9 protein-coding genes are annotated in these 12,996 nt (G+C 71.9%); 6 read left to right on the top strand and 3 right to left on the bottom strand.

Annotated elements, in window-relative coordinates; translation table 11 throughout:
- Positions 1 to 8 precede the first annotated feature (8 nt).
- Entirely contained in the window at positions 9 to 2,063 is a 2,055-nt protein-coding gene (locus OHQ87_RS22905; protein WP_328340999.1) for a SpoIIE family protein phosphatase, read from the bottom strand.
- A gap of 311 nt (positions 2,064 to 2,374) precedes the next feature.
- Between OHQ87_RS22905 and OHQ87_RS22900 the strand changes: the two genes are divergently transcribed.
- Both OHQ87_RS22900 and OHQ87_RS22895 read left to right on the top strand, forming a co-directional pair.
- Positions 2,375 to 6,739, top strand: coding sequence for a HAMP domain-containing protein (locus tag OHQ87_RS22900; protein WP_328340997.1), 4,365 nt, complete (start codon positions 2,375 to 2,377; stop codon positions 6,737 to 6,739).
- Positions 6,736 to 7,293, top strand: coding sequence for a response regulator (locus OHQ87_RS22895; protein WP_328340994.1), 558 nt, complete (start codon positions 6,736 to 6,738; stop codon positions 7,291 to 7,293). The genes OHQ87_RS22900 and OHQ87_RS22895 overlap by 4 nt, the downstream gene beginning before the upstream one ends.
- 10 nt (positions 7,294 to 7,303) lie before the next feature.
- Here OHQ87_RS22895 and OHQ87_RS22890 read toward each other — a convergent pair whose 3' ends face one another.
- On the bottom strand, positions 7,304 to 7,810 hold the full coding sequence (locus OHQ87_RS22890; protein ID WP_328340992.1) for a GbsR/MarR family transcriptional regulator: 507 nt from the start codon (positions 7,808 to 7,810) through the stop codon (positions 7,304 to 7,306).
- A gap of 96 nt (positions 7,811 to 7,906) precedes the next feature.
- Between OHQ87_RS22890 and OHQ87_RS22885 the strand changes: the two genes are divergently transcribed.
- On the top strand, positions 7,907 to 8,863 hold the full coding sequence (locus OHQ87_RS22885; RefSeq protein ID WP_328340990.1) for an ABC transporter ATP-binding protein: 957 nt from the start codon (positions 7,907 to 7,909) through the stop codon (positions 8,861 to 8,863).
- Entirely contained in the window at positions 8,860 to 10,452 is a 1,593-nt protein-coding gene (locus tag OHQ87_RS22880; RefSeq protein WP_328340988.1) for an ABC transporter permease, read from the top strand. Before OHQ87_RS22885 ends, OHQ87_RS22880 begins: the two co-directional genes overlap by 4 nt.
- Positions 10,453 to 10,501: 49 nt before the next feature.
- On the opposite strand, the gene OHQ87_RS22875 is transcribed toward OHQ87_RS22880, so the two are convergent.
- The gene (locus OHQ87_RS22875) at positions 10,502 to 10,837 is read right to left on the bottom strand and encodes an STAS domain-containing protein (RefSeq protein ID WP_145917415.1); all 336 of its coding nucleotides are present in this window, start codon (positions 10,835 to 10,837) and stop codon (positions 10,502 to 10,504) included.
- Positions 10,838 to 11,005: 168 nt separating this feature from the next.
- Here OHQ87_RS22875 and hemL point away from each other — a divergent pair, with 168 nt between their 5' ends.
- Complete coding sequence (hemL, locus tag OHQ87_RS22870; protein ID WP_328340983.1) at positions 11,006 to 12,343, top strand: glutamate-1-semialdehyde 2,1-aminomutase; 1,338 nt, start codon at positions 11,006 to 11,008, stop codon at positions 12,341 to 12,343.
- A 4-nt stretch (positions 12,344 to 12,347) separates the two neighbouring features.
- Positions 12,348 to 12,995, top strand: coding sequence for a histidine phosphatase family protein (locus tag OHQ87_RS22865; RefSeq protein ID WP_091244220.1), 648 nt, complete (start codon positions 12,348 to 12,350; stop codon positions 12,993 to 12,995).
- Position 12,996: the final 1 nt, after the last annotated feature.

Raw genomic sequence — 12,996 nt, 5'->3', positions numbered from 1 at the left:
TTACCCGTTCAGAGGGCGTCGTTGCGGAGCACCAGGATGGCGATGTCGTCGCGGGGCGACTCGACCGAGAAGTTGATCGCGGTGGCCCGTAGCCGCGCCGCGACCACATCCGCGGAGTAACCCGCCAGGGGCGCGGCGGCCTCCCGGAACCGTTCGGTGCCGAAGAGTTCCCGGCCGCGCCGCCGCTCCGTCACCCCGTCGGTATAGAAGATCAGCGCGTCGCCCGGTGCGAGCGGAATCTCCGCCGACGGCGAGGTGATCGAGTCGAGCAGGCCGAGCGCGGTACCCCCGATCCCGACGAAGCTCGCCCCGCCGGCACCGTGCAACAGGACCGGCCGGTCGTGCCCGGCCAGGTGCAGCGAGACGTCGAGCCGGCCGCCGTCGCCCGGCCCGACCGCCGCCAGGGCGAGCGTGCAGTATCGCCCCCCACCCCGTTCGACGAGCGTGTCGTTGAGCCGGGCCAACGCCTCGGGCAGCGGCTTGCCGTCCCCGACCAGCACCCGGATCACGTCGCGGACCAGCCCGGTCACCGCCGCCGCCTGCACCCCCTTGCCGGACACGTCGCCGATCACCACCAGCCAGCGGCCGTCCGGCAGTGGCACCACGTCGTAGAAGTCGCCGCCGACCTCGGCCTCGTCACCGGTCGGGACGTACTCGGCGGCGAAGCCGACGCCCTCGACGACCGGGAGCACGGGCGGCAGCAGCGACTGCTGGAGGGTCTGCGCCACCCGACGTCGTTCGGCATGGATCCGGGCGTTCTCGATGGCGAGGCCGGCCCGCCGCGCCACGTCCTCCAACACCGCCACCTCGTCCGGGTCGTGCCGGTGCCGCTGGTGCCGGCCCACGGCCAGGGTGCCGAGCTTCTGGCTGCGGGCGACCAGCGGGACGGCGAAGCCCTCCATCGGCCCACCGAGCGGCACCTGCGACCCGATGCGCGACGCCTCGCGCAGCCGCGTCTGGACCGAGTCCGGGCCGGTCTCCTGGAGCACCTTGTGCAGTTGGGGCAGGACCGACTCGTCGGCGTGGCTGGACGCGGCAAGCTTGAGCCGGCCCCATTCGTCGGTGGTGTGCACCGCACACCACTGGCCGAGCCGGGGCACCACCAACTGCGGGATCAGGGCCATCGTCAGGTCGACGTCGAGCGACTGGGCGAGCAGTTCGCTCGCTTCGGCGAGGAAGGTCAGCCAGGCCGAGCGGCGGACGTTCGCGCGGCGCAGCCGGTCGTTCTCCAGGTGCAGCGAGAGCCGTTCGGCGGCGAGGACGGCCAACGGCCGGGCGTACGCCGAGGGCGCCGCGTCCAGTTCCAGCTCTCCCGCGTACGGCCGGTGCACCACCAGCGGCACCCGTAACAGTTCGTTACCGGGGCGGGGCTGGCGGCCGTAGCGGGCCAACACCTGCGGGCCCTCTCCCTCGCCCCGGTCCAGCCGGATCACCCCGCCGGCCGCACCCACCATGTCGGCGACCCTGGTGAGCAGGCCGGTGGCGAACTCGGGCAGCGGCTCGTCGGCGTACGGGTCGGGGCTGGTCTGGGTCAGTTCGCTCATCGCGGCGGCGCTCGGCGCGGTGGTCGCCGGGTCGCTGTCGGACCGGCCGGGCGGCGGGTGCGGCCCGTCGCCGTGGTCGCCGTCGCGGTCCAGCCGGAACCAGACGCCCTTGCCGGTGGGCAGGTAGGTGGTGCCCCAGCGGCTGGCGAAGTGGTCGACAAGCAGCAATCCCCGCCCCCGGGCGGAGACCTCGCCTATCTGGTCGGTGTCGTTGCGGATGCCGACCACCAGCTCGTCGACCGGCCCGGAGGCGAAGTCGGAGACCGTGACGGTCAGGCCGATCTGGTCGGCGACGACCTCGATGTCCAGCTCGGTGCGGGCGTGCTCGACGGCGTTGGTGGACAGCTCGGTGGTGAGCAGCAGCGCCTCGTTGAGCAGTTCGTCGAGGTCGGCCTCGGCGAGCACCGAGCGGACCACCGCGCGGGCGGCGGCCGGGGTACGCCGGTCAGCGGGCAGCCGTACGCGCCGGACGTGTTCGTCCCGTCCCCTGTCCGTCCCGGCCCCCGACTCCGCTGACACCCCCGTATCCTCTAACGCCACCGGCCGGGTGCCAAGCCGCACCACGGACCGTCACACCCGCCGTGCCCGTCGACCCGTCGGTGTCACACCTCCGCCTCACCCCAGGCGGGGCCCGGCGGCGGCGAACGGTCGCTGCCCACGGGTCCGTAGCCGACCTGATCCGACGGGTCGGCGCGCGGCCGGTCACCGCCTTCCCGTGGGCAGGGGAGACGCCGGGCACGTCGCATCCGCTGCCCGGTGAAGACGCGGGCACAATGAGGGGAAGCCGGCGTGTCGGCACGCCGGGAGCCCTCCGAGCTGAGCGAGGAACGATGACCGCGAAACAGTCGGTGACAGCGGACGTGTCCGCTTCCGAGCATGACGCGCTCCTCGGTGAGCTGTCGGAGGCGCTGCGGCGGGTCGGCCGGGGCGACTTCAAGGTACGGCTGCCCCGGCGCGCGGGCGCGGCCGGTGAGGTGGCGGACGCCTTCAACGAGGTGGTGTCGCTCCAGGAGCGGCAGCACCTGGACCTGCGCCGGATCAGCCGGGTGGTCGGCCGGGACGGCCGGCTGACCGAACGCCTCGACGAGGAGGGCCTGGACGGCTCCTGGGCGGAGGGCCAGCGGGCGGTCAACTCGCTCATCGACGACCTGGGCCGACCGACCACCGAGATCGCCCGCGTGATCATGGCGGTGGCCGACGGCGACCTCTCCCAGCACATGGCGCTTGAGATCGACGACCGTCCGCTGCGCGGTGAGTACCTGCGGATCGGCCGGACGGTCAACACGATGGTCGGGCAGCTCTCGTCGTTCTCCAACGAGGTGACCCGGGTGGCCCGTGAAGTGGGCACCGAGGGCAAGTTGGGCGGTCAGGCGGACGTCCGGGGCGTCGCCGGCACCTGGAAGGATCTCACCGACTCGGTGAACACCATGGCGTCGAACCTGACCGGCCAGGTGCGGTCGATCTCCCAGGTGGCGACGGCGGTGGCCCGGGGCGACCTGTCGCAGAAGATCACCGTCGGGGCGCGCGGCGAGGTCGCCGAGCTGGCCGACACGATGAACTCGCTCACCGACACGCTGCGGCTCTTCGCCGAGCAGGTGACCCGGGTGGCCCGTGAGGTGGGCACCGAGGGCAAGCTCGGTGGGCAGGCCCAGGTGCCGAACGTCGCGGGCACCTGGAAGGACCTCACCGACAGCGTCAACTCGATGGCGTCGAACCTGACCTCCCAGGTACGGAACATCGCTCAGGTCTCCACGGCGGTGGCCCGCGGTGACCTGAGCCAGAAGATCACCGTTGCGGCCCAGGGCGAGATCCTGGAGCTGAAGGACACAGTGAACACGATGGTGGACCAGCTCTCGTCGTTTGCCGACGAGGTGACCCGGGTGGCCCGCGAGGTCGGCATCGAGGGCAAGCTCGGCGGTCAGGCCCAGGTACGCGGGGTCTCCGGCACCTGGCGGGACCTGACGGAGAACGTCAACCAGCTCGCCGGCAACCTGACCAGTCAGGTGCGGAACATCTCCCAGGTCTCCACGGCGGTGGCCAAGGGTGACCTGTCGCAGAAGATCACGGTGGACGCGCAGGGTGAGATCCTGGAGCTGAAGAACACCGTGAACACGATGGTGGACCAGCTCTCGTCGTTTGCCGACGAGGTGACCCGGGTGGCCCGTGAGGTGGGCACCGAGGGCAAGCTCGGTGGTCAGGCGCAGGTCAAGGGCGTGAGTGGCACCTGGCGGGACCTGACCGACAACGTGAACTCGATGGCGTCGAACCTGACCTCCCAGGTGCGCAACATCGCCTCGGTGACCACGGCGGTGGCCAAGGGCGACCTCGGCCAGAAGATCACCGTGGACGCCCGGGGTGAGATCCTGGAGCTGAAGTCCACGGTGAACACGATGGTGGACCAGCTCTCGTCGTTTGCCGACGAGGTGACCCGGGTGGCGCGTGAGGTGGGCACCGAGGGGAAGCTCGGTGGTCAGGCCCAGGTACGCGGGGTCGCCGGCACCTGGCGGGACCTCACCGACAACGTGAACTCGATGGCGTCCAACCTGACCTCGCAGGTGCGGAACATCGCGCAGGTCTCCACGGCGGTGGCCAAGGGTGACCTGTCGCAGAAGATCACGGTGGACGCGCAGGGTGAGATCCTGGAGCTGAAGAACACTGTCAACACGATGGTGGACCAGCTCAGCTCGTTTGCCGACGAGGTGACCCGGGTGGCGCGTGAGGTGGGCACCGAGGGCAAGCTCGGTGGTCAGGCCCAGGTGAAGGGCGTGAGTGGCACCTGGCGGGACCTGACCGACAACGTGAACTCGATGGCGTCGAACCTGACCTCCCAGGTGCGCAACATCGCCTCGGTGACCACGGCGGTGGCCAAGGGCGACCTCGGCCAGAAGATCACCGTGGACGCGCAGGGCGAGATCCTGGAGCTGAAGAACACCGTCAACACGATGGTCGACCAGCTCAGTTCGTTCGCCGACGAGGTGACCCGGGTCGGGCGTGAGGTCGGCATCGAGGGCAAGCTCGGTGGTCAGGCCCAGGTGAAGGGCGTGAGTGGCACCTGGCGGGATCTCACCGAGAACGTCAACCAGCTCGCCTCCACCCTGACCACCCAGCTCCGGGCGATCTCCCAGGTCTCCACCTCGGTGACCCGGGGCGACCTGACCCAGCGGATCGCGGTCAAGGCGCAGGGCGAGGTCGCCGAGCTGAAGGACAACATCAACCAGATGATCGTCACCCTCCGGGAGACGACCAAGAAGAACGCCGAGCAGGGCTGGTTGGACTCCAACCTGGCCCGGATCGGCGGCCTGCTCCAGGGCCAGCGGGACCTGGGCGAGGTCTGCCGCATGATCATGATGGAGGTGACCCCGCTCGTCGACGCGCAGCTCGGCGCGTTCTTCCTGGCGGACACTTCCGACGGGGTGATGCGGTTGCGGCTGACCGCCTCGTACGGATATGTGGCGCGGGGGCACGACGTCACCTTCGGGCCCGGTGAGGGGCTGGTCGGTCAGGCCGCGCTCTCCCGCCGGACGATCCGGCTCAACGCGCTGCCCGACGGGCGGATCACCCTGCGGTCGGGGCTGGCCGAGACACTCCCGTCCGACCTGGTGGTGCTGCCGATCCTGTTCGAGGGCGAGCTGCTCGGGGTGATCGAGTTCGCCAGCGTGGCCCGCTTCTCGGAGCTGCACCTGGCGTTCCTGGAGCGGCTGGTGCTCACCATCGGCATCGCGGTCAACACCATCCAGGCCAACCGGCGTACGGAGGAGCTGCTGGCCCAGTCGCAGCGGCTGGCGCTGGAGTTGCAGGACCAGTCGGCGGAGTTGCAGCGCACCAACGCCGAGCTGGAGGACAAGGCGAAGCTGCTGAGCGAGCAGAAGGGCAACATCGAGACGAAGAACCGGGAGATCGAGCTGGCCCGGCTCGGCCTGGAGGAGAAGGCCCAGCAGCTCACCCGGGCGTCGGCCTACAAGTCGGAGTTCCTGGCGAACATGAGCCACGAGCTGCGTACGCCGCTGAACTCGCTGCTGCTGCTGGCCCGGTTGCTGGTGGAGAACTCGGAGCGCAACCTCACCCCGAAGCAGATCGAGTTCGCCCGGACGATCCACGGCTCCGGCTCGGACCTGCTGCGCCTGATCGACGACATCCTGGACCTGTCCAAGATCGAGGCCGGCCGGATGGACGTCGAGCCGACGGAGATCCGGTTCGCCGAGATCCGCAACTACGTGGAGCAGGCGTTCGCCCCGCAGGCCGAGGACAAGAACCTCGACTTCCAGGTACGGGTGGCCAAGGAACTGCCGCCAGCCCTGGTGACCGACGCCCAACGGTTGCAGCAGATCCTGCGCAACATGCTCTCCAACGCGGTGAAGTTCACCGACAACGGCGCGGTAACCCTGCGGATCGCCCCGGCGGCGGAGAACGCGGTCTTCGACGTGCCGGCGTTGACCAACGCTCGGCAGGTGGTCGCCTTCACCGTGATCGACACCGGCATCGGCATCTCCGACGACAAGCTGAACATCATCTTCGAGGCGTTCCAGCAGGCCGACGGCACCACCAGCCGGCGCTACGGCGGCACCGGGCTGGGCCTGTCGATCAGTCGGGACCTGGCCCGGTTGATCGGCGGCACGATCACCGTGACCTCCGCGCCGGGGCAGGGTTCGACGTTCACCCTCTTCGTACCGGATGTGCTGGCGCCGGACGCGGTGGTGGCGCCGCAGTCGCCGTCGCCGCAGCGCGCGGGCCTGCCTGCGTCGCTGCTGATGCCGCCGATGGAGTTGCTCGCCGCACCGGAGGCCCCGGCCACCCGGCAGTTGGACGGCGCCACCGTGCTGATCGTCGACGACGACGTACGCAACGTGTTCGCCTTGACCAGCGCGTTGGAACTGCACGGGATGACCGTGCTGTACTCGGACAACGGCGCGGACGGTGTCCGCGTGCTGGCCGAGCATCCGGAGGTGGACATCGTGCTGATGGACGCCATGATGCCCGACCAGGACGGTTACGAGACGACCCGGCAGATCCGCCGTAACCACCGCTTCGCGGACCTGCCGATCGTCTTCCTCACCGCGAAGGCGATGCCGGGCGACCGGGAGTCGGCGCTCGCCGCCGGGGGTAGCGACTACATCACCAAGCCGGTGGACCTGGACGGGCTGATCGAGCGGATGGCGTCCTGGGTCAGCGGCCGCCGAGACAAGGAGAATTCGTGACGCAGACTGCCAAGGCGCTGCTCGTCGACGACCGTCGGGAGAACCTGATGGCCCTGGAGGCGATCCTCCAGGGGCTCCCGGTGCAGTCGGTGGCCGTGGAGAGCGGTGAGGCGGCGCTGAAGCAACTGCTCGTGGACGACTTCGCGGTCATCCTGCTGGACGCCCAGATGCCGGACATGGACGGCTTCGAGACGGCCAGTCACATCAAGCGTCGGGAGCGGACCCGGCACGTGCCGATCATCTTCCTCACCGCCGCCGACAAGGACGCCCAGTTGGCGCTGCGTGGTTATGCGGTCGGGGCGGTGGACTACCTGACCAAGCCGTTCGACCCGTGGGTACTGCGGGCGAAGGTGTCGGTGTTCGTGGAGCTGTGGGTGAAGACCCGGCAGTTGGCGGCGCAGTCCGACGTGGTGCGCGAGCGCGACGCCCAGTGGCGGGTGCTCACCGACGCGGTGGACGAGGCGACCACCCTGCTGCGCGCCGAGGACGACCCGGAGGCCCGGCAGCGCGCCCTGGACGTCCTGGAACAGGCCCGCTGGGGCAACACCGCCTGACCGGCCACGGTCAGCCGGCGGGCCGGTCGGCGTGGCCGGTGGCGGCCCGGCGGAGCCGCCAGCGTTCGCCGAGCGAGTCGATCTCCTCCTGGACGAAGGCGAAGAAGTCGCGCATCTCGGCCACTCGCTCACCTCCCGGGGTGGCCGGACCACCCAGCGCGGCGACCCCGGTGTCGGCGATGTCGATGAAGTTCTTGTAGAGGCCGGTCTTGGTGATGGTCCCCTCGTACCAGGGGTTCTCCGGCATCCGGTAGTGGTCCCGGCGGGAGCGCGGGACCGGCTCGCGGATCAGCATGCCGAACTGGGTCAGGTAGCGCACCGCGCCGGAGACGGCCGCCGCGCTGACCCCCAGCCGCTCGCCGATCTGGGCGGCGGTCAGCGGCCCGTCGGCGCTCATCACGGCGAACAGGACCCGGGCGGCCATCCGGGGGAAGCCGACGTCCGCGAAGGCCATGGCCATCCGTTCGACGAAGAGGTGGACCTCGTCGTCCTGGCCGGGGTGGCGGTCGTCAGGCATCGGTCCGGTGCTCCTCGGGGTGTCGGTTACGCAGGCGATGGTGCCGCACCGGACACATGCTTCACAACTTTGTGAAACGAGTGTAGCTTCCGAAGTATGGAAACCCCGATAGCGGTGGCCGGCCTGGTCAAGACCTTCGGCCGCACCCGGGCCCTCGACGGGCTCGACCTCGACGTCCGGGCCGGTGAGGTGCACGGCTTCCTCGGCCCGAACGGCGCCGGCAAGTCGACCACCATCCGGGTGCTGCTCGGGCTGCTGCGGGCGGACGCGGGGGCCGTCCGGCTGCTCGGCGGCGACCCGTGGCGCGACGCCGTCGCGCTGCACCGCCGCCTGGCGTACGTGCCGGGGGACGTCACCCTCTGGCCCCAGCTCTCCGGCGGCGAGGTGATCGACCTGCTCGGCCGGATGCGCGGCGGGCTCGACCCGCGACGCCGGGACGAACTGCTGGAGTCGTTCGAGCTGGACCCGCGCAAGAAGGGGCGCGCCTATTCCAAGGGCAACCGGCAGAAGGTCGGCCTGGTCGCCGCGCTCGCCTCCGACGTCGAACTGCTCATCCTCGACGAGCCCACCTCCGGGCTGGACCCGCTGATGGAGGAGGTGTTCCAGCACTGGATCGGCCGGGCCCGGCGGGACGGTCGCACGGTGCTGTTGTCCAGCCACATCCTCGCCGAGGTGGAGGCGCTCTGCGACCGGGTGACGATCATCCGCAACGGTCGCACCGTCGAGACCGGCACCCTGACCGAGCTGCGTCACCTGCACCGCACCTCGATCGACGCCGAGCTGACCGGCCCGCTGGACGGCCTGGCCGGCCTGCCCGGCGTGCACGACCTGCGGGTCGACGGCGACCGGGTCCGCTTCGACGTCGACACCGTCGCGCTCGACGCCGCGTTGCGCCGGCTCACCGAGATCGGCGTACGCAGCCTGGTCAGCCAGCCACCGACCCTGGAGGAGCTTTTCCTCCGCCACTACGAGCCGCCCGCCGCCGACCCGCCCACCGACGTGTCGGCCCCCGCAGCGCGGGGCAGCGACCAGCCCACGGGGGTACGGCGGTGAGCGCCCTCACCGGCACCGGTCACCTGGTCCGGCTGGTCCTGCGCCGGGACCGGATCGTCCTCCCGCTCTGGGTGCTGCTGCTTGCCGTCCTGCCGATGTCGTACGCGGGCAGCTTCTTCGCGCTCTTCCCGACCGCCGCCGAGCGGACCGCGTACGCCACCGGCACCGCCCGCGCCCCGTCGATCGTGGCCCTGCTCGGCCCGGTCTACGGCGACAGCGTCGGCGCGCTCACCGCCCAGCGGGGCGGCTTCCTCCAGGTGATCGTGGGGCTGGCCGCCCTGCTCACCGTCATCCGGCACACCCGCACCGAGGAGGAGGCCGGCCGGCGGGAGCTGCTCGGCGCGACCGTCCTCGGCCGGTACGCCGGGCTCACCGCCGCGCTGCTCGTCACGTACGCGGCCAGTCTGCTGCTCGGCCTGCTCACCGCCGCCGGGCTGGCCGCCACCGGGCTGCCGGCGGCCGGCTCACTGGCGTACGGGTCGTCGGCGGCACTGGTGGGGGTGGTCTTCGCCACGGTGGGCGGGTTGGCCGCCCAGCTCACCGAGACCGCCGGTGGGGCGCGCGGGATCGCCGTCGGGGCGCTCGGGGTGGCGTTCGTGCTGCGGCTGGTCGGCGACACCGCCCGCCACGACTGGCCGAGCTGGCTCTCCCCGCTGGGCTGGGCGCCGCGGATCCGCGCCTACGAGGGGGAGCGCTGGTGGGTGCTGGCCCTGCCGGTCGCGCTGACCGTGCTGCTCGCGGCGGTGGCGTACCCGGTCTCGGTGCGGCGGGATCTCGGTGCCGGCGTGCTGCCGTCGCGGCCGGGCCCGCTCCGGGCCGGGCGGGCGTTGGCCGGGCCGTTCGGGTTGGCCTGGCGGCTGCACCGGGGGCAGCTGCTGGGCTGGGCGGTCGGCTTCGGCCTGCTCGGGTCGGTCATCGGCGGAGCGGCCGAGGCGGCCGGCCGGTCGGTCGCCGGCAACGCCGCGTTGGAGCAGGTGATGGCCCGGTTGGGTGGGGCGTCCGGGCTGGCCGAGGCGTACCTGGGGGCGTCGTTGAGCGTTGCCGGGCTGGCCGCCGCCGGGTACGGCATCCAGGCGGCGTTACGGATGCGTTCGGAGGAGGCCGCCGGGCGGGTCGAACCGCTGCTGGCCACCGGGGTGCACCGGTCGGCCTGGCTCGCCTCGCACCTGGTGTTCGCCCTGCTGGGGCCGGTGGTGGCGCTGGCGGTGACCGGCCTGGCGACCGGCCTGACCTACGGGCTCAGCGTCGACGACGTGCCCGGTCAGCTGCCCCGGATGCTCGGTGCCGGCCTGGCCCAGGCGCCGGCGGCCTGGGTACTGGCCGGGCTGGCGGTGCTGTTGCTCGGCCAGCTGCCCCGGCTCGCCCCGACGGCGTGGGCGGTGCTCGCGGTCTGCGTGCTGCTCGGTCAGCTCGGCGCGGTGCTGGAACTGAGCCAGTGGCTGCTGGACCTCTCGCCGTTCACGCACACCCCGCAGGTGCTGCGGGCCGGCTGGAGCGCCACCCCGCTGCTGACGATGACCGCGCTCGCCGGGCTGTTCGCGGCGGCCGGTCTGGCCGCCTTCCGCCGCCGGGACGTGCCCACCACCTGACCCCGTGCCGAATGCCCGCCGCCCCGGCACCCGCCCGGCGCGGACCGGGTCAGCCGGAGGGGGTCTCGTTGCGGATCATCAGGGCGGAGCGGAGGCCGGTGATGTCGAGGACGCGGAGCAGGAAGTCGCCCACGTTGCTCAGGATCAGCAGGCACTGGGAGTGGCTGGCCTTGCGACTGAGCACCACCAGCGTGCCCAGGCCCTGCGAGTCGCAGAAGGTCACCCCGGCCAGGTCGAGCACGATGCGCGGCGGAGGATCGGCGAGCACCTCGTTCACGACTGTCGACAACTGGGCGGCGGTGAGCATGTCGATCTCACCGGCCAGGCGCAACACCACTTCGTCGCCCGTCCGGTGTACCGTGATGGACAGTTCGGCACGATCCACCCGGTCAGCCTATCGCGATCTCGGCGACCCGGCCCGGCGAGGCGATCCGCCGTGTCGGTCATCGCACCGGCGAGCGGTGTTCCGGCCCCTGTCGGGCGGGTGAGCGGGGTAACCCCGTCCCGGGGTGCCTGCCGATTCCCCGTCCGGCGCTGACACAATGGCCGCATCGTGACGAATACCTTTTCCGCCGGCACCGGTCGCTACCCGGCCGACGCACCGGCCTCCGAGGCCCTGTTCGACCGCGCCCTGGCCATCGTGCCCGGCGGGGTGAACTCCCCTGTGCGCGCGTTCCGTGCCGTCGGTGGCACCCCGCGCTTCATGGTCCGGGGGGAGGGTCCCTGGCTGTACGACGCCGACGGGCGGCGCTACGTCGACCTGGTCTGCTCCTGGGGGCCGCTGATCCTGGGCCACGCCCACCCCGAGGTGGTCGAGGCGGTCCGGGAGGCCGCCACCCTCGGCACCAGCTTCGGCACCCCCACCCCGGGTGAGGTGGAGTTGGCCGCCGAGATCGTCGACCGCACCCCGGTCGAGCAGGTCCGGTTGGTCAACTCGGGGACCGAGGCGACCATGTCGGCGATCCGGCTGGCCCGGGGCTTCACCGGCCGCTCCAAGATCATCAAGTTCGCCGGCTGCTACCACGGCCACTCCGACGGGCTGCTCGCCGCCGCCGGCTCCGGCGTCGCCACCCTCGGCCTGCCCGACTCGCCCGGGGTCACCGGCGCGGCGGCCGGCGACACCATCGTGCTGCCCTACAACGACCTCGTCGCCGTCGAGGCGGCCTTCGCCGCGCAGGGGCCGCACATCGCGGCGGTCATCACCGAGGCCGCCGCCGGCAACATGGGGGTGGTCGCCCCGCGCGACGGCTTCAACTCCCGGCTCGCGGCACTCGCCCACGCGCATGGCGCGCTGCTGATCGTCGACGAGGTGATGACCGGGTTCCGGGTCTCCCGGGCCGGCTGGCACGGCCTCGACCCGTCGGAGGCCGACCTGTGGACGTACGGCAAGGTGATGGGGGGCGGGCTGCCCGCCGCGGCGTTCGGCGGGCGCGCGGAGATCATGTCCCGACTCGCCCCGGCCGGCCCGGTCTACCAGGCCGGCACCCTCTCCGGTAACCCGCTGGCCTGCGCCGCGGGCCTGGCCACCCTGCGGCTGGCCGACGACGCGCTCTACCGGAAGCTGGACGACACGGCCGCCGTCGTGGGCCGGCTGGCCGCCGACGCGCTGGCCGCCGCCGGGGTCCCGCACCGCCTGTCGTACGCGGGCAGCATGTTCTCGATCTTCTTCACCGACGCCGACGTGGTCGACTACGACAGCGCCCGCACCCAGCAGGTGCCCGCATTCAAGGCGTTCTTCCACGCGATGCTCTCCGCCGGCGTCTACCTGCCGCCGAGCGCGTTCGAGTCGTGGTTCGTGTCGGCGGCGCTCGACGACGCCGCCCTGGAGCACATCGCCGCCGCCCTGCCGGCGGCGGCGACAGCAGCGGCAGCCGCGGGCCACGGGGGGTAAACCAATGAGCAAGACGGTCGTCCATGTGCTGCGGCACGGCGAGGTGTACAACCCCGACCAGATCCTCTACGGCCGGCTGCCCGGTTTCCGGCTCTCCGAGCTGGGCGTGCAGATGGCCAAGGCCGCCGCCCAGGCGGTCGCCGAGCGGGAGGTCGTGCACGTGGTGGCCAGCCCGCTGGAACGCGCCCAGCAGACCGCCGAGCCGATCGCCGGTCAGTTCGGGCTCCCGGTCGGGGTGGACGAGCGGCTGATCGAGAGCGCCAACTGGTTCGAGGGCAAGAAGGTCTCGCCCGGTGACGGCTCGTTCCGCGACCCGCGCAACTGGTGGGTGCTGCGTGACCCGGTGACCCCGAGCTGGGGTGAGGCCTACCGGGCCATCGCCGAGCGGATGTTCGCCGGGCTGCACGCCGCCCGGGTCGCCGCCGAAGGGCGCGAGGCGGTCATCGTCTCCCACCAGCTCCCCATCTGGACGCTGCGCCGCTACGTCGAGCGCAAGCGGCTCTGGCACGACCCGCGCCGCCGGCAGTGCGGGCTGGCCAGCCTCACCTCGTTCCACTTCGACGGGGCCAAGGTGGTCGGGATCGGCTACTCCGAGCCGGCCGCCCACCTGATCGCCATGTCCGCGACAGCCCGGACGGCCAAGGGGGCCTGAG

It is taken from the genome of Micromonospora sp. NBC_00421 (genome assembly GCF_036017915.1).
Lineage (GTDB): Bacteria > Actinomycetota > Actinomycetes > Mycobacteriales > Micromonosporaceae > Micromonospora.
This window is presented reverse-complemented; position numbering and strand designations above follow the sequence as displayed.